The sequence below is a fragment of the Brevibacterium sp. LAARM2_SD2 genome (genome assembly GCF_057364785.1).
Genome location: NZ_JBNFOM010000005.1, coordinates 118631 through 138158, shown reverse-complemented (window position 1 = coordinate 138158; position 19528 = coordinate 118631). Strand labels below are relative to the sequence as shown.

Sequence of the window (19528 nt, the reverse complement as noted above, 5' to 3'; positions counted from 1 at the left end):
TCAGCTCCTGACGGCTGCGTAGCCGGCCTCATCGACCGCCGCGATCACCGCGGCGTCGTCCACCGGCTGATCGCTGGTCACAGCCAGCCGCCCGGTCTGGGCGCTGACCTCGATGCCGGTCACACCGGGGATCTCGGACACCTCGCTGCGGATCGCGGTCTCGCAGTGCCCGCAGCTCATCCCGGTCACCTGGTACTCGGTCGTCGTGGTCATGATTCCAACTCCTTCACTCGGGTATGACTTCTCCAACACAATACCCCCTAGGGGTATTCCTAGTTGGTGTGAACTTCTTCGGTGAACTGCTGCGCCTCGCCGGTAGGGCGGATGTGGCGCAGGCGGGTCGCGGCGATGATCGCGGCCACGCCGGCGATGACGGCCGAGGCGACGGCCGCCATGTTCATTCCGCCCGTGAAGGCTGCCTGCGCGGCGCTCACCAGTTGCTCGCCCAGCGCGCCCGGGAGATTGGCCGCGGCCGCGAGCGCGCCGTCGATGCTGTCCGAGGCGGCGGCCGTAGCCTCCGGGGAGAGGCCCTCAGGCAGATTTCCGTCGATGCGACCCCGGTAGGTGGCGATTCCGACGCTGCCAATGACGGCGACACCGAGCGAGATGCCCAGGTCGTTCGCGGTGGTCGCGAGCCCCGAGGCGCCGCCCGTCTTCTCCGGTGGCACCGAACTCACCACGAGGTCGGTCGTCAGTGCCATCGAGGGCGCGACGCCGGGGTAGGTGATGACGAAACTCGCGATCACTAGCGCGAGGCCGGTTCCAGCGTCGAGCTGGGCGAACAGGATGTAGCCGACGACCTGGGTGAGCAGGCCGATCGCGATCACGTTTCCCGGGCGGAACCTCCGCGCGAGCACCGGGGAGAGCGTGGAGACGACGATCAGTACCGCCGCGGCGGGCAGGATCGCCAACCCGGCCTGGAGCGGCGAGAGGCCCTGCACATGCTGGAGATACTGGGTGAACAGCGAGTACACGCCACCCAGCGCCGCCGCCGACAGCAGGAACACCGCCAACGCCCCGGAGACGGTGCGGTTGGCGAACAGGCGCACATCCAGCAGGGGCTTCTCGGCTCGCAGCTGCCGGATCACGAACCACAGCCCGATCAACGCGCCCCCGAGGAGCAGGCCGATCGAGGGCAGTGCAGGTTCCTGGGCGGCGAAGCGCTTGATGCCGTAGATGATCGTGAGCAGCCCGCCGACCAGCAACAAGGCGCTGAACAGGTCGATCTTCGCCGACGGATCGCGGTGCTCGGGCACGAGGATTGGGGCGCCGATGGCGACGAGGGCCATGATCGGCACCGCCACCAGGAAGGTTGCCTGCCAGCCGAAGCTCTCCAAGAGCAGGCCGCTGAGCAGCGGGCCGAGGGCCACGCCCGCGGAGATGCCACCGGCCCAGACGCCGATCGCGACTCCGCGCTGCTTCGCGTCGGCGAAGAGCACGAAGATCAGGCCGATCGTTGCGGGCACCATCATCGCCGCTGCCAGTCCGAGGACGGCTCGCCAGACGATCATCAGCTCGGGGATCGTGGTCAGTGAGGCGGCGACGGAGACCGCGGCGAACAGAATCGCACCGATGACCATCAGCAGCCGCTTGCCCACTCGGTCGCCGAGTACGCCCATCGCGACCAGGAAGCCGGCCATGACGAAGCCGTAGATGTCGAGAATCCACAGCAGCTGCGTGCTCGTCGGGTTCAAGTCCGCGGCGAGGTTCGGGGCGGCCAGGAACAGGATGGTCAGCATCATGAACAGCAGAGTTGAGGGGATCACCAGGATCGCCAGGCCCCACCACTGCTTTGCCCCTGCCTTGGGGGCAGGTGTGCTCGCATCGCTCATGTCACGCCCCCTGTGATCGTGCGTGTCGTGTTCATCGCCGTGTCTCCTCTCCTTAGTCCCGCCGCCGGATCGGGCGACGACACCGTAACTCGGTCATTGGTGTACAGGTTGTAACAGCTACACTATCTCATACATTCCAGTACGAGTTGAGAGGTGGAGCATGCCGACGAAGAAGGCCAAGCCGGCCGGCGGTGCTCGGAGCGCCCCGGCGACAGCGAACCGCGCGGCCAACCAGCGCGCCGACGCGCAGCGCAACCGGGCGAAGATTCTGGCCGCGACAGTGACCGCGATCCGCAAGAACCCCGACGCTTCTGTCGCCGACATCGCCGCTGAAGCCGGAGTGGGCCGGGTGACGCTCTACGGGCACTTCCAGACTCGCGCCGAGCTCATCGAGGCCGCACTGGTGGACAGCCTGGAACGTGCCGAGGACGTGCTCAGTCAGATACCTCTTGATGGCGACCCGCGTGCGGCCTTCCAGCGCTTGGTTGCATCCAGCTGGATGTTCGTCGACCAGTCCCGTGCCCTGCTCGCCACAGCGCAGAAGGAACTCTCCGCCGCCCGCATTCGCGAACTGCACGAGAAGGCCGAGGCGCGCATGCGCGGGCTGCTGCTGCGTGGACAGCGCGAAGGCGCCTTCCGCACCGACCTGCCGGTGTCCTGGCTGCTGACCACCACGCACGTCGTTCTCAACGGCGCGGCCGAGGAGGTGCGCACGGGCCGGATCGACCCCGACGATGCGCCATGGTTCATCGACGCGATCCTGCTGCCGGCTTTCACCGAGGTCGCCCCCGAGGGAGGAACGCGATGAAAGTCGGGATCATCGGCGCTGGCGCGGCGGGAACATCCGCCGCGAAGACCTTGCACGCTTCAGGTGCCGGCATCGACGTCGATCTCTTCGCCCGCAGCGGCGAACAGCCGTCCAATCGGACGCTCGTGAACAAGGGCGTGGCCATCGGCCTGCTCGAACCCCACCAGACCGCTCTGCCACCCACAGGCGTGGAGACCATCGGCGATACAGTGCGCGCCATCGACCCCCGGAGCCGAGAAGTTCACCTCGACTCCGGGCAGACGCACACTTATGACGCCCTCATCATCGCCAGCGGTAGCCGCCCCCGCGCCCTCGGCGAGACCATCCTTGGACGAGACCACTCCCGCAGGACAGGGCAACTCAGCACGCTGCACTCGATCGCCGATGCCATCCGGGTCCGCGACCTGCTCGCGTCCACGCACCCTGCCCGTGTGCTGATCCTCGGTGGCGGCCTCGTCGCTTCGGAGACCGCCTCCCTCCTCACCGACTCCGGCCACGATGTCGCATTGATCACGCGAGCACTGCTGCCCGGTGCCCGCGCCCTCGGCGAGGAGACGGCCAGAAGGCTGCTCGACCTGCATCTGCCTCAGCATGCCGCCTACCTCGGACGCACGCTGACCGCGATTCGTAGCCACGCCGACCGCATCACCGTCGTCCTCAATGACGGCCCGCGAGTCGACGGAGACCTGGCGATCGTCGCCCACGGCACCATGCCGGCGGCCCCTGCGCCCTGGACGGGACCGGACGGCATCCCCGTCGATGACCATCTGCGCTCCTTGCACGCCCCACGCCAGCGGATTTACGCCGCCGGCGGCGTCGCCGTGCACCACTATCCCGGCCACAGCTCGTACCGGATCGATCACTGGGACGATTCGGTCGCCCAGGGCGCCCATGCGGCCAGGACCCTGCTGCACGACCTCGGGCTTGGCGATGATCCCGGCATCTACCTGCCGTCTTCGCCGTTCTCCGCACGCGTCCACGGACACACACTCGTCGGAGCGGGGCATCCCGCTTTGGGGACCAGCACGCGAGTCGTCTCCACCGACCCGCTGCTCACTGTCCACTATCTCGGAGATATCCCCGTCGCACTCACGGGGATCGACGCCGCCAGCCTCGTCCGCGAGTGGATGCCTCGGCTGCACCAGCCGGCGCCGCCTCGCTCCTGATCGACAGGCTGGATCGCCGGGCGCCTCGGCGAACACGACGCGCCGGCGAGCGGAACCATTCGTTCCACCCGCCGCCTGCGCGCTCATGCGGTGCGTATGCAGGAGCACTGGGATGCCGCGAGGGTGCCTTCGGCGGCTTCGGTCTCCTCACGGAGCGCCAGACCGCCCGTCGCCGTTTCTGCGTCCGTGCCGGCGACGATGGTCTCGGTTCTCTTCTCGCGGGGCCAGAGCATCTGCGCCGCGATGGCGCCGAAGACGGCGAGAGCGGCAAGAATCGACCAGGCGAGAGTGAACCCGGACGCGGTGCCGACCCATCCGGCAATCGGGTAGGTGACGAGCCAGGCCAGGTGAGACAGCGAGAACTGTGCCGCGAAGGCCGCCGGGAGCTCGCTCTTCGCGACCGAACCGCGAATGACACGTCCGGTGGGAGTGACGATCAAGGCCATCCCGCCGCCGATGACCACCCAGATCGAGGCCGTGATCATCCATGAGGCCGCCTGGATGGCGGTCATCGCGACGGCCGCCAGCACGCCGGCAAGCAGAACTGCGGCACCCGTCATCATCACGACCCGCTCGGTGACCCGATCGAGCACGCGTGGCAGGAGCAGAGCGACCAGCAGTGTGCCGCCGCCGGAGGCTGCGAGCATCCAAGCAACATCGGCCTGCGTGCCGTCCAGTTGATCGCGGACGTAGTTGACCGTATTGACCACCACGATCGATCCGGCTGCGGCGACCACCACGTTCAGCGCCATGACGCCGCGCAGGCGAGGAGTCGCGAAGAAGACTTTCACGCCCGACGTGACCCGGTTCCACGCACCCGTCTGCCCGCTCGGTGCCGCGTTGGGGATGCGAGTGGAGAGCACCAGGACGGCGGAGATCACGAAGCCCACCGACGTGCCGACGAACAACCAGTTGAACGTCATGAACGTCAGAGCGACCGCCGCGAGCACCGGGCTGAGCAGGCTCTCCATCGTGTAAGCCACCTGCGACGCGGACAGCGCCCGTGTGTAATCGGACTCCTCTGACACGATATCGGGGATGACCGCCTGGAACGTCGGCGTGAATGCCGCAGAAGCCGCCTGCAGCACCCCGATGAGAACGTAGATCTGCCAGATTTCCGTAACGAACGGCAGCGCGAGCACCACGGCCGCGCGCACCACGTCGAGCAGGGTCAGAAACATCCGCCTTGGGAGCCGGTCGGCATAGGCGGCCGCCAGCGGCGCGATCACGACGTACATGACCATCTTGATCGTCAGCGCCGTCGCAAGCACGGCCCCCGCGCTCGGGCCCGCGAGCTCGTAAGCGAGCAGACCGAGCGCGACGGTCGCCAACCCCGTCCCGAACAGGGCGATGATCTGCGCACTGAACAGGTAACGGAAGTCGCGGATCGCGAACAAACGCATGGGGCTCTCCTGACCTTCGTGGAAACTCTCCACCATCAACCTAATACCCCCTAGGGGTATTCCCGTCAGTCTGCGTCTGGCAGAGCAAAGAGCTGCTCGGAGGGACACGGAGTCAGTCGCCCTCGGCCGAGCTGATCACTCCCGCCGTCGGCGGACGCACATCGGGGGCCGGTAAACTGCGGCGTATGGCGGTGACGGCGGCAAGGCGATCCAGGAAAGGTCTTCAGGGCTTCCTCCGGCGCGTCGTGCTCGGAGGGCTGCTGGTGGCAGCGGTCGTCATCGGGCTGCTGGCCATGCATACGTTGAACCTGCATGGCACCGCGGCAGCCCACGCGCCCGCCGTGATCTCGGTCTCCACAAGCGACGCCGTGGGCGCTCATCACGGCGCGGCAGGCACGCATGAGTCCGGCGGAACGGCCAGTGACCTCGGTGGTACGTGTGCGGACTGCGGGGCCGGCACCCATCTGGGCATGGCGATGGCGTGCGTGCTCGCACTACTGCTCGTCCTTCTCATCCTGGTGCCGCCTCGACTTCTGCCCGGATGGATGCACACCGCACCCCGGCCGTTGCTCGTGGCGCGTTCCATCGACCGGCTGCTGCCTCGGGCGCCGTCGCTGCACGTTCTCTGCATCAGTCGCACGTGATGGGGCGGCGAACCTGACGCGCACCAGCGCCGACGGTTCCCCTTCCTCATTCACGCGGTGCCCTCTCGGATGCCGCGCCACCGAAGCGACCGTTGATATTGGAGAACACCTATGAAGTTTCGTACCGCGGCGACCGCCGCACTCGCCCTCACCGCTGCGCTGACCCTGGCTGGATGCTCGGCCGGAAGCGACGACGAGGACTCGATGCCGGGCATGGACCACGGCTCCACCGAACAGGCAGCCGACGTCAACGACGCGGACGTGATGTTCGCCTCGATGATGATCGTCCACCACGAACAGGCCATCGAGATGAGCGACATCGTCCTCGCCAAGGAGGATGTCAACCCCGAGGTGGTCGAACTGGCCGAGGCGATCAAGGCCGCCCAGGGACCTGAGATCGAACAGCTCCAGGGCTGGCTGGACGACTGGGGCGTCGACCCCGAGGAGCAGCAGATGGACGGCATGGACCACGGCGACGGCATGATGACCGAGGACGACCTGGCCGCCCTCGAATCGGCCGACGGCCCCGAGGCATCGCGCCTGTTCCTGGAGCAGATGATCGCCCACCACGAGGGAGCGGTCGAGATGGCCCAGACGCAGGTCGATGACGGCAGCAACCCCGATGCCATCGAGCTCGCGCAGACCATCATCGACGCGCAGACCACCGAGATCCAACAGATGCAGGACCTCCTGGCCACCCTCTGATCGACCATCCGGGTCTGCCGCGGCGAGATCGTCCGGCACCGACCCATCCGACACTCTTGAAGGATCACACCATTGTCTCACCCCACCACGCCCCGGCGGGGGAAGGTGATCGTCGCCGCCACCGCGACGCTCGCCGCCACCCTCGTTCTCGCCGGATGTGCCGCCGCGTCCTCGCCCGAACCCGCGTCGCCCTCGACCAACAGTCATGCCGTCGACAGCGACTTCCTGGCAGCTCACGATCTGGCAGGTCTCGATACCCCGGCGGTCATCGAACGGCTCGACACGATGCCCGTCGCCGACCGACCCGCTGATCTGATCGCATCCGTGCAGCCTGATGCGCTCGTGCTCACCGACGACCAGGAGCGCGAGACACAGCTGCCGATGCCCGAAGACGAGGTGTACATCTCAGTTGCTCCCTACCGGGAACAGACCCATGACTGCTACTTCCACAGCCTGACCACCTGCCTCGGCGAACTCGCCAACACGAAAGTCCAGGTCACCCTCACCAGCGAAGACGGAGACGTGCTCCTCGACGAAGTGCGGCAGACCTACGACAACGGGTTCGTCGGCATCTGGGCGCCCCGCGGCATCGAGGCAACGCTGACGATCGAGCACGAGGGTCAGACGGGCAGCGCGACCATTTCAACGATGACCGAAGATGATGCGACCTGCATCACCACGCTGCAACTGACCTGAAAATATGCCAGGCAAGTGAGCGGGTTCGGTGGAGATCGTGTGGTTGCCTATCACCCGCAGGCATGCGCTGGCGGCCGCACGAGCACCGATCCCGTGATCTTGGCGGTACGGCTCGACACCGCGACGCCCCGGGTCGTCACGACATTGCGTCCATCGCGAGGAATGCCTGGAGCAGGAGGACACCGTTGCCAAGGGCCGTGTTCTGCTGATTCGCGGTCAGCCCGTGGGCGGGGTCGGTAACCCAGCCCGCGGGCAGGCCGATGAGCCATTCCACGAACTCGGGCGCCGGTCGCGGCCCCTTGTCCTCGTTCAGGATCGCGGGCGCAGGGGCTGGGCGTGCGGTGATGTGTTCCCATCGGGCGATCGCGTCGGCGTATCGCCCCCAGCGATGAAGATGTTCTCCACGAGCGCGAACAGCGTCTCCGACTCGCCGGGCCTGTCCGGTGAGCCAGCTGGTCCGTGCAAGGCCAGGTCGATGACCTGGTGACTCAGCGCGATGGTTCCCCGACGCGCCCGCACCTGATCCAGCGTCTCGCCACCGCGCGAGGAGTCCGAGGCCAGAGGCGTCCGGAACAGAATCTTGGCGATAGGCGGTGATGAAGATGCGGAACCGGTGATGCGGTGCACCGGCCAGTGATGCCGGTAGGCCGATCCAGCGCGCATCCATCCCGAGCTCGGCCAGATCGCCCAGTACCGCTCCGAGCGCCCGAAGAGGTCGAGCTGCGTCGTCTCCCAGCATCCACGGTTCGGGTTCCAGGTTGCGTACGGCACTCGCGGGGTCGGAGGTTGCGTCGTCGGGGTTGCGGTCGTCATCACGTTGGCCTTTCGTTGCGGGGCGGGTAGCGGTTGCAGACAGCAACCCGCGGACGTTCTCGATCACCACGAGCCGGGGTTGCAACGCCTCGATCGCGGTCGCCATGTACGACTAGAGCCCGGAACGGGTGCCGGGTGCGAGGCCGGCGCCTCTGCCGACGGTCGAGATGTCCTGGCACGGGAAGCCGCCGCAGAGGACGTCTACCGGCGGCACTGTGGCCCAGTCGATGGTAGAGATATCGCCGAGGTTCGGGGCAGTCGGCCAGTGGTGGGAGAACACGCCCGTGACGGCGGTGTTGAGCTCAGAGAACCAGACCGTCTGCCTACCAGTGGCGTGTTCGACGGTCAGATCGAGACCGCCGTATCCGGAGAACAGCGAACCGATCCGAGGGCTCGGCATCGGGGGCGAGGAAGTGGCGTGCATAAGGCTCCGGCAGGGTCCGTGGAACCCTGGAACCAGACCCGATCAGAGCCCGACACCAGGGAGAACACCTGCCAGGTGCACCACCCCGTGACCATCTGCCCCGGCCTCCGCAGAGCTCCCATCAGAAGTCCCGCGAGCACGCCAATCAGCGCCTGAGGTCGCACCTCACGGCTGTGGTCTCCCGAGTCCGATCCCAGCCCCCTCCTGAGCCATCACACCTCTTGCAGATCGTGGTCAACCCAGGTTGACAAGGTTTCGCGGCTGCGGGATCGCACGGTCACCTGGAGATCGACAGGCACAGCGGCGGGCCGAGCGAACGGATAGGAGACAGGTCATGGCGGAACGGGTGGAGCTCGCGATCTCGGAGGCTGAGCGAGGCAAGATCGCTGACGATCTACGTCGCTACGGCGCCTACCGCGAGCGCACGGGAATCGACCTCTGGAACACGTTCACGGAGCAGAAGCCGCACGAGCTGGAGCCCCCGAACCTCACGCAGGAGATCAAGGACAGAACTGCCTCGCACCACGCTGTTGCTAAGAACTGCGTGGCGCTGGCTTCCGCCATCGAGAGCGAGAACCCGGTGCTTCTCACTCCGGAGACGATCCAACTCATCCAGGAAGCCTTCGGAGACATCTACGGTGGAGAGCTCCCGCCTTGGGCCGCACGCACGGCGATGTTCTCCCGCATGGCATCCCGTCGCATGAGCGAGGCCGCCGCGGACGGATCGCTCGCTCCCGCTGAGTTCGTTGCGGTGAACGCGGAGCTGCAACCCTCTGACCCCGAGCGATACGAGGCCGCGATCATGCACTATCTGACCGAGGCCAACGCGAAGATTAGCGAGCAGCTCACCGAGTTGCGCACGAGGCAGGAAGCCCTCCACACGCAGCTCCGGGCGCAACAGCGCGAGATCGACCAGTTGCGCAACCCCGGCACAACACGCCGGCAACTCCCGAACCCCTTCCGCTCGACCTCCGAGCCCACTGTGCAGGCTTCCCGGCGGCGCGGCCCGTCCGACGACGGGCGGCCCTGTAGCGAATCGTCGCTGCCAGTTTTCGAGCTCACGCCGGCGGTCGTGGTGAGTCTGTCCACCTGGTCTGCATGACGGTCTCGATGCGGGTGATGAGCGCGGGCGACGGGTACAAGTACCTGCTGCGCACGATCGCTGCCGCCGATGGCGACCGCTCCCTCTCGACCCCGCTGACGAGGTATTACACGGAGGAGGGAACACCACCGGGCACTTGGATGGGGTCGGCTCTGCACGGTTTCGGCGACGGGCAGATCGTCCTCGGTGATGAGGTCTCGGAGTCGCAGTTGCAGTTGCTGATCGGGATGGGCCGCGACCCCGTCAGCGGCGACCCGCTCGGGCGGGCCTTCCCAAGGTACGTCTCGGTCGCGGACCGGATCGAGAAGCGCGTCGCCGACCTCGACCCCGGCCTGGGGATGGGTGAGCGTGCCGAGCAGATCGGCCAGATCGAGGCCGAGGAGATCGAGCGGGGCAACCGCCGTGCGGTCGCGGGGTTCGACTACACGTTCTCGGTGCCGAAGTCCGTCTCGGTGTTGTGGGGAGTGGCCGACGCCGGCACGCAGGCCCTGATCGCCCAGTCGCATCACGACGCGATCGCCGAGGTCGTGGACTTCATGGAGCGCGAGATCGCCGCGACCCGCACCGGCTACACCGCCGCCGATGGCGCGGTCGCACAGGTCGACGTGACCGGGCTGATCGCCACGGCCTTCGATCACTACGACAGCCGCTCCGGGGACCCCCAGTTGCACACCCACGTCGTGATCTCCAACAAGGTCCAGACCGCGTTGGACGGACGCTGGCGGTCGCTGGACGGCCGCCCGATGCACGCGGCGGTCGTCGCGCTCTCGGAGCATTACAACGCGGTACTGGCCGACCGCCTCACCGGCACGCTCGGCGTGGAGTGGGAGGCGCGGGATCGGGGCCGGGACCGCAATCCGGCGTGGGAGATCACCGGAGTCAGCGAGGAACTGATCGAGGAGTTCTCCTCCCGCGCCCGCGATATCGACGCCGAGACCGACCGGCTCATCGCCGCCTACACGGCCGAGCACGGCCGCCGGCCCTCGGCGCGGACGATCGTGCGCCTGCGTGCCCAGGCCACCCTCGCCACCCGGCCCGAGAAGCAGGTCCACTCCCTGGCCGACCTGACCGCCGGCTGGCGCGAACGGGCCGCCGTCTGCTGGATGAGGACGCGACCGGCTGGGCCGGCAATGTCCTCGCGGAGGCGCAGCAGGTGCGGCCGTTGCGGGCTGATGATGTGCCGTTGGAGGTGATCTCCGAGATCGGGCAGGCCGTGGTCGAGGTCGTCGGCGAGAAACGCTCAACCTGGCGGCGATGGAACCTGCACTCCGAGGCAAGCCGGCAGTCAATGGCATGGCGATTCGCGACCGCCAGTGATCGGGAAGCGATCGTGGGGATGATCGCCGATGCCGCCGAGCAAGCCTCGCTGCGGCTGACCCCGCCCGAACTCGCCACCAGCCCGGCCGCGTTCCGCCGCCCAGACGGCACCAGCGTGTTCCGGCCCCGCCACTCGACCGTGTTCTCCTCCACGGTGCTGCTGGATGCCGAAGACCGTCTCCTGGAACGCTCCCGCACCCTGACCGGCCCGATGGTCGAAGTCGAGACGGTCGAGAAGATCACCGCGAAGCCCGACCGAGAAGGACGCCTGCTCGGCGATGACCAGGCCGCAGCGCTCACCCAGATCGCAGTCTCCGGCCGGGTCCTCGACGTGCTGGTCGGCCCGGCCGGTGCCGGGAAGACCACCGCCATGTCGGCATTGCGTCGGGCATGGGAGAAGCAGCACGGCCACGGGTCCGTGGTCGGCCTGGCTCCCTCTGCCGTGGCCGCGGAGGTCCTCGGCGAGGATCTCGGAATCGCGACAGAGAACACGGCGAAGTGGTGGCAGAACCATCTCCTCCACGGGGAAACGTTCCAGGCCGGGCAGCTCGTCATCATCGACGAGGCTTCCCTTGCCGGCACCCTGTCGCTGGATCGCATCACCGCCCTCACAGCCGAAGCGGGCGCGAAGGTGCTGCTGGTCGGCGACTACGGGCAGCTCCAATCCGTTGACGCGGGCGGGAGCTTCGGGATGCTCGTGGCCGACCGCGACGACGCCCCCGAGCTCGTGGACGTGCACCGCTTCGTCCACGAGTGGGAGAAGACCGCCTCCCTCGATCTGCGCCACGGCCGCACCCGCGTGATCGACACCTACGCAGGTCACGGCCGCGTCAGCGACGGTGATGCCGAGGACATGATCGACGCCGCCTACACCGCCTGGCGTGCCGACCGCGACGCCGGACGAGCCTCGGTACTGATCGCCGAGACCCGCGAAGACGTAACCGCACTGAACGCCCGCGCCCGCGCCGACCTGATCCTGGACGGCACGATCCGCCCCACCAGAGAGGTCGCGCTGACCGAAGGCACGTCCGCAGGGGTCGGGGACACGATCATCACCCGCCGCAACGACCGGCGCCTGCGCACCGGCACAGGCCGGGGCTGGGTGCGCAACGGCGAACGGTGGCAGATCACCGACGTGCGCGATGACGGGTCGATCACGATCCGCAAGCCCGGACGCCGCACCGGGTCGATCGTGCTGCCGGCCGACTACGTGGCCGAGCACGTCGATCTGGGATACGCGGTCACCGCGCACCGGGCGCAGGGCATCACCGTCGACACCGCCCACGTTCTGATCGAGCCGTCCTCGACACGTGAGAACTTCTATGTCGCAATGACCCGCGGCAAGGAATCTAATCGCGCCTACGTCGTCCTCGACCGACCCGACGACCACGCCGCACCACACCCCTCGGACAACGAGGAAGCCACCGGGCGGAGCGTGTTGTTCGGGGTGCTGCAGCATTCGGGGGCCGAGGTCTCCGCGCACGAGACGATCACCGCCGAGCAGGACCAGTGGGGCTCGATCGCCCAGCTCGCCGCCGAGTACGAGACCATCGCCGCAGCCGCCCAACACGACCGCTGGGCCGCCCTCATCCGCGAATCGGGCCTGACCGAGGAGCAGGCCGACGCCGCGATCGGGTCGGTCGCGTTCGGAGCGCTGACCGCCGAGCTGCGACGCGCCGAGGCCAACCACCACGACGTCGACGCGCTGTTCCCGCGCCTGGTGGCCGCTCGCGGGTTCGATGACGCCGACGACATCGCCAAGGTCATGCACTACCGCCTCGCCCGCGCCACCACCCAGCCAGCCGGATCGGGGCGCACGAGAAAGACCCCGCGGCTGATCGCCGGCCTCATCCCGCACGCGCAAGGCCCGATCGCCGCAGACATGCGCGAAGCGCTGACCGAGCGCCGCGAGCTGATCGAGACCCGCGCCGACGCGATCCTCGACACCGCCCGCCAGACCGGCGAGCCCTGGACCCAGCCGCTCGGCGACCCGCCGTCCGGTGACCGGGAGCAGGCACGCTGGCGGCGTGATGCCCGGACCATCGCGGCCTACCGCGATCGCTACCAGATCAGCGACGACACTCCGCTCGGGCCGGCACCGCAAGGCTCGGCGCAGAAGATCGACCGCGCCCGCGCGCACGCTGCTTTCAACCGGGCGCAGAAGCTCGCCGAAGCCGAGCAGCCCGAGCAGGAACGCGCCCGACGCAGTGAGTCGCAGCGTCTCGGGCCGACGCTGTAGTAGCGGCGGCATGCGAACCTTGCATCTACGCGGAGTTTCAGGAACGGGCGGTTCCGTTGCCGTGAGCTGGAAAATCGCGTCCCATGAAACGGTCAACACTTGAGGTCCGAGGGCTGCTTGCGCTTGTCCACGACGGCGGCTCAGGTTCGGGGGCCGCCATCGCTGGAAAAAGCCCCGCTTCTCTGCGACGATCTGATTCGTCAGCGAAGGTGCTCGTTACAGTGCTACGGGCGGCAGGAGCTCCTGTGCAATCGTAGTCGTAGATATCGATCTCGGCGTTGACGAAGACCATCAGCATCTTCAGGCGCTCCGAGAAGCGGATGCTCTTCCAGAAGTCAGATGCGCCCCACTCGGCAATTTCTGGGTCGATACCAACGCGAGGATTATACGAGACCTCATCTGCGGAATCAGCGTCGGGAAACGTCACCCGAGCAAGATCGCAGCGTCCTCCTGGAACACCCACTGGCCCCACTCCAAAGCCGGGGCGACGCCACTCGGGATTTGAAAGACAGGCTCTGCTTCGGCGACTCTGGCAGTCCACATCGCTAGACGCCGATGGCGGTCAATCCGCGCGAGCCGATTGATCCACCCAAGAAAGTTTGCATCCAGGTCGGAGTTGAACGGCTGCATCGTGTGCAGCATCTCCACCTGGTGCTCCGGAAGTGGTCGGAGCCGCCAGAGATTGCGTTTCCACGCTTTCTCCGTGTCGTAGATTGGGTACTGAAGACCATCTTCGCCCGCCGGAGGGATCGATCCCGACGCATGTGCCGCTGAAGCCCACACAACGTGATCAAGAGCCGAACGTAAGTTGTAGAGCCATTCTCCGAACAATGCGGGAAGTTCAAGCGGCACCGGTTCGATCTGCTCAAGGCGAACCAGATACTGCGTAGGGGAAGTGCGGAGCAAGAGGAACTCGAACGGGTGGGGCGCAAGATAGTCGTTCCAGGCTTCAGACATCTCTCGCGCACGGATCTGCGCGCGCGATGCGCAGCCGGGCTGATTCGAAGAGATCCATAGTGCGAGCCTAGAGGCTGTGGGGCGTCGGGTCCGAGACGACTCGGCACTGAGATCGGGCCGAGCATGCGAAGGGGGCCGTGAGGTCGCGGGCAACGTCGCCGACACGTCGGCGTACCCGGCGGACCACATGTTGCGGTCCTCTCGCCATACGCGCCAAGGGTTCGTCACGCTGCGTCGGCTCGTCCTGTCCGCTACTCATGGGAGGATGGGTACTGGGGTCGCCGACCCCGAACAATAGACGGTCCACCGACTCACGCTCATCGTCCCGCTGTAAGCCCAACAGCCAGCGTGCGTCGTGGAGCATGCAAGGAGTAAGCCAATGAGGGTCGCGCGCATCCGTATCGAACGCTTCCGCGGCTATCACTATGCAGAACTAGTAGTGCCAGAGAACATGGTGCTTGCAGGTGAGCCGCAGGCCGGCCGCACTGACACAGTCGAGGCGCTACGCCGCGTCCTCGATCCCCGCAGCACGCGTTCCCGCGTGAACCCGCTCGATATCTACCGACCTGCTGACGACGATGACGAGTCCCTGACAGAGGTCGAGGTAACTCTGCTCGACCTCGGAAATGACCTCGAAACCCTTCTCAGCGAAAACTTGGAAACATTCGACCAAGAAACCGGAGAGATCGCCACTTCACGCAACGCAGGCAACGCAGCTCTGGGCGTACGCCTTTGCTACCGCGCACGATATGAACTCGATACAGACACCGGTGAGCACTGGGTTGATTACCCGGCACGGAGTGACCCCGCTGCCGGAGTATTCAAGAGAGCAAGCCGTATCGAGCGCGAAGCTCTGCCAGTTCAGTTCATCGACAGCTCGCCGACCCTCCAACTACGGGCAGAGGGGGTTCTGAGAGCGCTCCTTGCGAACACTGACCCTTCGGGACTGGACAGCGCCCTTACCGATTTAGACACGGCTGTCCATGCCGCTACCGGGTCGTTCTCCGAGACGGACGTGGTCACCGACGCACTCGATAAGGTCATCGATTCTGGTCCGCAGACTCTCTTCGGTATCCAAGACTCCGCCGACATAAGCTTCCTGGCCGATGACGGTTCCATGTCTGCCCTCCTCAGAGCGCTTCAGCCAGCGATATCGATCGGGGCAGCCGGGGCTCTTCCAGTCCGTTCCCAGGGCTCTACGCTCGAAAGCGTACTCTCGGCAGCTGAAGCCATCGCCGCCGCGCGAGATGCGCAATCTGGTGTCGTCATCGTCGGTGATGACTTCGGAGACCGCCTCGGCGCGACGTCTTCCGAACACATGGCACGGCTCCTCCATGTAACGGCAGGGCAAGCGATCCTCACAACGCGCCGTCCCGAAGTAGTACGAGCATTCGACCCTGGCGAGCTCGTCCGACTTACGGTCAGCCACGGCGAAAGACGACAGCATCAGCTCCCGGCGGTTACGGACAAGGCCGGCCGTGTCAATCGGAGACTGGTCCTTGAGCAACTTCTCGCGGCGCTGAGCGCGAGAACCGTTGTCCTCCTAGAAGGACCGCTCGACGTTGAAGGGTACGGCGCGCTTGCCTCGCGGCTTTTCCTAAAGACGAATGAACCGCACCACAGCCTGCCCGCTAACGGCATCCGCCTCGTCGCTCCGCCAGGGTCGGATGGAGGCGTCACGCGACTCCCTGCCATCGCCGAGATTTCCCTCAAGCTCGGATTCCACGTCCGAGCGATCGTCGACAACGATAAACCAGGACAAGAAGACCCAGCAGTCGGAATCCTTGCAGGAATGGTCGAACAACTCGTCGTGCTTCCCACACGCACCGCCGTGGAGGCCGCGCTTATCCGCGGCGTACCCGGAGAGCGGCTTCGAGAGACGGTCGAGACCCTAGAAGACTTCGGCATGCCCGCCCTGCCATCCAGTCTCGGTGACGATGACATCGCGGATCACCTCCTCACGACGAAAGTGATCAAGAAGCAGGGATTGGGGGCGGTCTGGGCGCACGCGCTGACGCGACAGCCACCAATAGCGCGATCTGTCATCGAAGCAATCTGTAGCGATACACGCGGCCGCATCGACATCCCAGATGTGTCATGACCGTCGCCCCAAGAAACCCGGAACAGGAGCAAGTCGTCTCGACGCAGGCCGAGCTCAGTGTCGTGCTCGGCGGTGCGGGAGTCGGAAAGACGACGAGCGCGCTCGCCGCAGCGCATGCTCATCTCGAACGGGTAGCGGACAGCAAACCCCACGACCGAGTCCTGTTCCTCTCATTCTCGCGCTCCTCAGTGGCGCGCATAGCCTCGCGCGCAGGAGAAATTCTCGGCCGACGCGGACCCCAGGTGGACATCATGACGTTCCACTCGCTTGCGTTCTCCGTAGTTCGGAGATTCGGGAGTCTCGTCGGACACGGCGACGCCGTTCTCGTCAGTCCCGCTCGCGAGAAGCTCGGAGTGGCTCAGCACGAGATCGGATATAGCAAACTCATCCCACTCGCGCTTGAGATCGCTGAGGCCGCACCCGCCGTCGCAGAGCACCTGCGCACACGATGGGGGCTCGTGATCGTTGACGAGTTTCAGGACACAGGCGACGCGCAGCAAGATCTCCTTCAGCTAATAGCACGAGACAGTAGGTTGATACTGCTCGGTGACCCGAATCAGTGCATCTATACATTCCTTGCCGAAGATGGCGTCAGAGTGGAGCGCATCCACGAAGCCTGCTCGGCCGCAGGGGCAGATAACACCATCGTGCTTCCAGAAACCTCCTTCCGAGATCCCTCTGGGATCATCCCGGCCGTCGCCAACGCCATTCGCCAGCGCCTGTTCGACTCAGAAGCCATCACAAACGCAATCCAAGACGAGAGGCTGGTAATCCGAAACGGGATACCTCTCTCCGACGAGACCAGCCAAGTCTCACGGATCGTTAGCGACCTAACCTCCGAAGAGATGGGCGTGGCAGTGTTCACGCACCACAACGATATGCTCGCGGCTCTCTCAGACGCGCTTGAAGCCGACGGCATCGAGCATGAAGTCGCTGGTCTCAGCGACGCACTCGCCGCCGCCCTCGATGCCCAGACCGCGATGGTGCAATTCCATACCGGAGATGTCGCCTGGGAGAACGTTCTCGAAGCGGTAGCCGTGTTCCTGACGAGCGCGCAACGTGGACGGCAGGCGCCTCCCATCGCGCACCAGGTGATAAACGGTTCAGGTCCTACGACCTTGCAAGATCGCTTGAGCGCCCTTCGAGAGCGTCTTTCCAATGTCGCGTCCGCTGGGGAGGCAATCGAGGTAGCCGCTACTGCGCATGATGCGCTCGGGCTACCGCAGAAGTCCGGTGCCTGGCAACAAGCGGCGACCTTGCTCTCGGTAATGCATGCACGAGCCATACGAACGAGCAGCGCCCGCGATGACCGTCAGATGGTTGCAGCGATCTGCGCGGAAGCTCGTGAAGCGAGCTATGCGGCTCTCACGGATTCGGTGCTCAATCCGCGCGAGGTCCAGCTGATGAACCTCTACCAGACTAAGGGACGTGAGGCCGACGCAACCGTCGTCGTACTGCGGGAGGGAGACTTCATGGGCTATGAGTCGGAACCGTTTCCCACGACAAGTCGACTTCTCTACGTGGTGTTTTCCAGAGCTAGAAAGAAAATTGTCGTTCTACTCGTCGGCAACCGGTTCCACGCGGCCGTAGCCCCTCTCGACGCTCTCGCTGCGAACTGAAACACCCAGAAACATGCCGCCAATGCGTCAGATGAAAAACGCTGGAGTGCGCTCTCCCTCAGCTCATGGGCCGAGTACCTCTCCTTGATGAGTGTGGTGAGCTCTCCGCCTGCTTCGTGAGGCGGACTACAGGCGAGGCCCCGGCCGTGCTGGCGGACCGGAAGCCGGGGCGGCGAGCTGGTGGCCCGGCGTCTCCCGATTCAGGAGCCGCGCCGGATCGCCGAGCGAGTCGAGCATCGCAGTCACATCTGCCGTATCGGAGACGACCTGGGCGACTCCGCGCTTGATGAGCTCGTGCGGCCCCACGCTGGTCACTGACGTGACAGGGCCGGGCACCGCACCGACAGCACGGCTATGCCGGTGCGCCTCGGTCGGCACGAGCAAGGAACCCGAGCGGAAGCTCGCTTCCGGCACCACCGTGACTCCCGAGAGCGTGCCGAGAAGACGGGCGCGGGCCATGAACCGCCACCGCGTCGGCGCCTCCCCAGGAGGAGCCTCGCTGACCAGCGCCCCGACATCCCCGATCCGATCCAGCAGGTCCGCGTTCCCGCGCGGGTAGGGCCGATCGACACCGCCGGCCAGCACCGCGATGGTGCCCCCGCCGGTGGCGAGTGCCGCCCGGTGGGCTGCGGCGTCGATGCCATAGGCCCCGCCGGCGACGATGGTGCGCTCCTGTTGGGCGAGGTCGCCGGCGAGGTGCGCGGCGACATTCGTGCCGTACTCGCTGGCGGCTCTGGCGCCGGTGATCGTGACGCGATCAGCAAGTGCGCCGGAAAGGAACGAGGTCGCCCCGCGTATCCACAGCAGGTACGGGGCACGGGGGCCGAGGTCGTTGAACGCGTGCGGCCAGTCCGCGTCGGTCGGGATGAGCGTGGACATGCCGGCTCGTTCCGCGTCCGCGACACGGGCGGGGATGCCGTCCTCGATCCTTGGAGCGACGCGGTTGCGCCAGGCGATCGCGTCAGCCCGGTTCATCTCCGGCACCGCAGCCTGCTCGTCTTCGAGCAGCCGCAACGTCTCGACCCCGCCAACCCGGTGCAGGATACGGCCGGTGATCGCGTCGTCGGGCTCGGCGATCATCGACAGCATCATCCGCGCCTGCCGCTCGCCGCTTACCTGTTCTGCCAGCCTGCCCATGATCTGTGCCCCTTCCCGGACGGTCACCGGCAAGGTGCGCCGCCGGCGACCAAGCACGGCCCGCGGGGCTACCGCGTGTCGTACGTGCGGCGTAGAGTGAGAAGCACAGAGGCAGCTTCACCCCTCACCATGTAGGCCCCTTTCGGGCCGTCCTTCGGGACACTCCACACGTACTGCCTCACCACAGTTACGTGCTTGGAGGCATCATGTTCCGACTCATCTGGTTCGCCAGCATCCATATCCGCTCCTTCATGCGCCGATGGATGCCGACCAATATCGTGCTCGACAAGGTCCGCACCCGTCGCGGCCTCAAGTGGGGCATCCCGGCAATGCTGCTCGCGATCCCATACCTCTACACCGCGAGCCTGCTAACCGTCATCATCCGAGACGGCGGGCCGGGCTGGCTCAACATCATCGTGCTCATCGCGATCTGGTCAGCGCTCAAGATGCTCTGGATCGGCCCCGTCAGCCTGATCCTGCTCGCCCGCGTGCGGTGGCACGAGCACACCGAGCGTAACTCTCGGGCGCGCGCCATCGCCGAACCGACGGTCTCGACGTAGGAGTG

At 66.3% G+C, this 19528-nt stretch carries 17 protein-coding genes and 1 pseudogene; 10 read left to right on the top strand and 8 right to left on the bottom strand.

The genetic code is table 11. The features are described 5' to 3' along the window. Complete coding sequence (locus AC2W7K_RS05210; RefSeq protein WP_111473061.1) at window positions 1-213, bottom strand: heavy-metal-associated domain-containing protein; 213 nt, start codon at window positions 211-213, stop codon at window positions 1-3. A 59-nt stretch (window positions 214-272) separates the two neighbouring features. After that, complete coding sequence (locus AC2W7K_RS05205; RefSeq protein WP_198499348.1) at window positions 273-1832, bottom strand: MFS transporter; 1560 nt, start codon at window positions 1830-1832, stop codon at window positions 273-275. A gap of 160 nt (window positions 1833-1992) precedes the next feature. Here AC2W7K_RS05205 and AC2W7K_RS05200 point away from each other — a divergent pair, with 160 nt between their 5' ends. Together AC2W7K_RS05200 and AC2W7K_RS05195 are read left to right on the top strand one after the other, a co-directional pair. Next, window positions 1993-2640, top strand: a complete 648-nt coding sequence (locus tag AC2W7K_RS05200; protein WP_376871974.1) for a TetR/AcrR family transcriptional regulator — start codon at window positions 1993-1995, stop codon at window positions 2638-2640. Further along, a complete protein-coding gene (locus AC2W7K_RS05195; protein ID WP_162230279.1) occupies window positions 2637-3806 on the top strand; it encodes an FAD-dependent oxidoreductase in 1170 nt (389 codons plus the stop codon). Before AC2W7K_RS05200 ends, AC2W7K_RS05195 begins: the two co-directional genes overlap by 4 nt. Before the next feature lie 83 nt (window positions 3807-3889). Here the strand turns inward: AC2W7K_RS05195 and AC2W7K_RS05190 are convergent, their stop codons facing one another. Then, a complete protein-coding gene (locus AC2W7K_RS05190; RefSeq protein WP_198499346.1) occupies window positions 3890-5209 on the bottom strand; it encodes an MFS transporter in 1320 nt (439 codons plus the stop codon). A gap of 185 nt (window positions 5210-5394) precedes the next feature. Between AC2W7K_RS05190 and AC2W7K_RS05185 the strand changes: the two genes are divergently transcribed. The 3 genes from AC2W7K_RS05185 to AC2W7K_RS05175 all read left to right on the top strand — a co-directional run bounded on the left by AC2W7K_RS05185 (window position 5395) and on the right by AC2W7K_RS05175 (window position 7254). Continuing rightward, entirely contained in the window at window positions 5395-5853 is a 459-nt protein-coding gene (locus AC2W7K_RS05185; RefSeq protein WP_198499345.1) for a DUF6153 family protein, read from the top strand. A gap of 111 nt (window positions 5854-5964) precedes the next feature. Further along, a complete protein-coding gene (locus AC2W7K_RS05180; RefSeq protein WP_162230282.1) occupies window positions 5965-6558 on the top strand; it encodes a DUF305 domain-containing protein in 594 nt (197 codons plus the stop codon). A gap of 105 nt (window positions 6559-6663) precedes the next feature. Further along, a complete protein-coding gene (locus AC2W7K_RS05175) occupies window positions 6664-7254 on the top strand; it encodes a CueP family metal-binding protein (RefSeq protein WP_259867930.1) in 591 nt (196 codons plus the stop codon). A gap of 136 nt (window positions 7255-7390) precedes the next feature. On the opposite strand, the gene AC2W7K_RS05170 is transcribed toward AC2W7K_RS05175, so the two are convergent. Both AC2W7K_RS05170 and AC2W7K_RS05165 read right to left on the bottom strand, forming a co-directional pair. After that, on the bottom strand, window positions 7391-8173 hold the full coding sequence (locus AC2W7K_RS05170) for a DNA cytosine methyltransferase (RefSeq protein WP_232623658.1): 783 nt from the start codon (window positions 8171-8173) through the stop codon (window positions 7391-7393). Window positions 8174-8179: 6 nt separating this feature from the next. After that, on the bottom strand, window positions 8180-8467 hold the full coding sequence (locus AC2W7K_RS05165; protein WP_232623657.1) for a DNA cytosine methyltransferase: 288 nt from the start codon (window positions 8465-8467) through the stop codon (window positions 8180-8182). Window positions 8468-8825: 358 nt separating this feature from the next. On the opposite strand from AC2W7K_RS05165, the gene AC2W7K_RS05160 reads away from it, so the two are divergent. Beyond that, entirely contained in the window at window positions 8826-9593 is a 768-nt protein-coding gene (locus AC2W7K_RS05160) for a hypothetical protein (protein ID WP_486005803.1), read from the top strand. Further along, window positions 9590-13149, top strand: a pseudogene (mobF, locus tag AC2W7K_RS05155) (MobF family relaxase). Before AC2W7K_RS05160 ends, mobF begins: the two are co-directional and overlap by 4 nt. A gap of 37 nt (window positions 13150-13186) precedes the next feature. Here the strand turns inward: mobF and AC2W7K_RS05150 are convergent. Then, entirely contained in the window at window positions 13187-13576 is a 390-nt protein-coding gene (locus AC2W7K_RS05150; protein WP_143470035.1) for a hypothetical protein, read from the bottom strand. After that, window positions 13573-14106 carry a hypothetical protein gene (locus AC2W7K_RS05145; protein ID WP_143470034.1) on the bottom strand — a complete coding sequence of 178 codons (534 nt, stop codon included), beginning with the start codon at window positions 14104-14106 and terminating at the stop codon, window positions 13573-13575. Before AC2W7K_RS05145 ends, AC2W7K_RS05150 begins: the two co-directional genes overlap by 4 nt. Window positions 14107-14485: 379 nt before the next feature. Between AC2W7K_RS05145 and AC2W7K_RS05140 the strand changes: the two genes are divergently transcribed. Both AC2W7K_RS05140 and AC2W7K_RS05135 read left to right on the top strand, forming a co-directional pair. Then, window positions 14486-16207: an OLD family protein gene (locus AC2W7K_RS05140; RefSeq protein WP_198499343.1), complete on the top strand. Its 1722-nt coding sequence runs from the start codon at window positions 14486-14488 to the stop codon at window positions 16205-16207. Then, on the top strand, window positions 16204-17826 hold the full coding sequence (locus AC2W7K_RS05135) for a UvrD-helicase domain-containing protein (protein WP_098053351.1): 1623 nt from the start codon (window positions 16204-16206) through the stop codon (window positions 17824-17826). The genes AC2W7K_RS05140 and AC2W7K_RS05135 overlap by 4 nt, the downstream gene beginning before the upstream one ends. Window positions 17827-17952: 126 nt before the next feature. On the opposite strand, the gene AC2W7K_RS05130 is transcribed toward AC2W7K_RS05135, so the two are convergent. Next, entirely contained in the window at window positions 17953-18963 is a 1011-nt protein-coding gene (locus tag AC2W7K_RS05130) for a DNA-processing protein DprA (RefSeq protein WP_232623655.1), read from the bottom strand. 206 nt (window positions 18964-19169) lie between these two features. Between AC2W7K_RS05130 and AC2W7K_RS05125 the strand changes: the two genes are divergently transcribed. Continuing rightward, window positions 19170-19523: a sulfate permease gene (locus AC2W7K_RS05125; protein ID WP_098053350.1), complete on the top strand. Its 354-nt coding sequence runs from the start codon at window positions 19170-19172 to the stop codon at window positions 19521-19523. Window positions 19524-19528 lie beyond the last annotated feature (5 nt).

Bases quoted from the DNA above. Each gene is read 5' to 3' on its own strand.
- AC2W7K_RS05210 (WP_111473061.1), bottom strand. From the start codon at position 213: ATGACCACGACGACCGAGTACCAGGTGACCGGGATGAGCTGCGGGCAC.
- AC2W7K_RS05205 (WP_198499348.1), bottom strand. From the start codon at position 1,832: ATGAGCGATGCGAGCACACCTGCCCCCAAGGCAGGGGCAAAGCAGTGG.
- AC2W7K_RS05200 (WP_376871974.1), top strand. From the start codon at position 1,993: ATGCCGACGAAGAAGGCCAAGCCGGCCGGCGGTGCTCGGAGCGCCCCG.
- AC2W7K_RS05195 (WP_162230279.1), top strand. From the start codon at position 2,637: ATGAAAGTCGGGATCATCGGCGCTGGCGCGGCGGGAACATCCGCCGCG.
- AC2W7K_RS05190 (WP_198499346.1), bottom strand. From the start codon at position 5,209: ATGCGTTTGTTCGCGATCCGCGACTTCCGTTACCTGTTCAGTGCGCAG.
- AC2W7K_RS05185 (WP_198499345.1), top strand. From the start codon at position 5,395: ATGGCGGTGACGGCGGCAAGGCGATCCAGGAAAGGTCTTCAGGGCTTC.
- AC2W7K_RS05180 (WP_162230282.1), top strand. From the start codon at position 5,965: ATGAAGTTTCGTACCGCGGCGACCGCCGCACTCGCCCTCACCGCTGCG.
- AC2W7K_RS05170 (WP_232623658.1), bottom strand. From the start codon at position 8,173: ATGGCGACCGCGATCGAGGCGTTGCAACCCCGGCTCGTGGTGATCGAG.
- AC2W7K_RS05165 (WP_232623657.1), bottom strand. From the start codon at position 8,467: ATGCCGAGCCCTCGGATCGGTTCGCTGTTCTCCGGATACGGCGGTCTC.
- AC2W7K_RS05160 (WP_486005803.1), top strand. From the start codon at position 8,826: ATGGCGGAACGGGTGGAGCTCGCGATCTCGGAGGCTGAGCGAGGCAAG.
- AC2W7K_RS05145 (WP_143470034.1), bottom strand. From the start codon at position 14,106: ATGTCTGAAGCCTGGAACGACTATCTTGCGCCCCACCCGTTCGAGTTC.
- AC2W7K_RS05140 (WP_198499343.1), top strand. From the start codon at position 14,486: ATGAGGGTCGCGCGCATCCGTATCGAACGCTTCCGCGGCTATCACTAT.
- AC2W7K_RS05135 (WP_098053351.1), top strand. From the start codon at position 16,204: ATGACCGTCGCCCCAAGAAACCCGGAACAGGAGCAAGTCGTCTCGACG.
- AC2W7K_RS05130 (WP_232623655.1), bottom strand. From the start codon at position 18,963: ATGGGCAGGCTGGCAGAACAGGTAAGCGGCGAGCGGCAGGCGCGGATG.
- AC2W7K_RS05125 (WP_098053350.1), top strand. From the start codon at position 19,170: ATGTTCCGACTCATCTGGTTCGCCAGCATCCATATCCGCTCCTTCATG.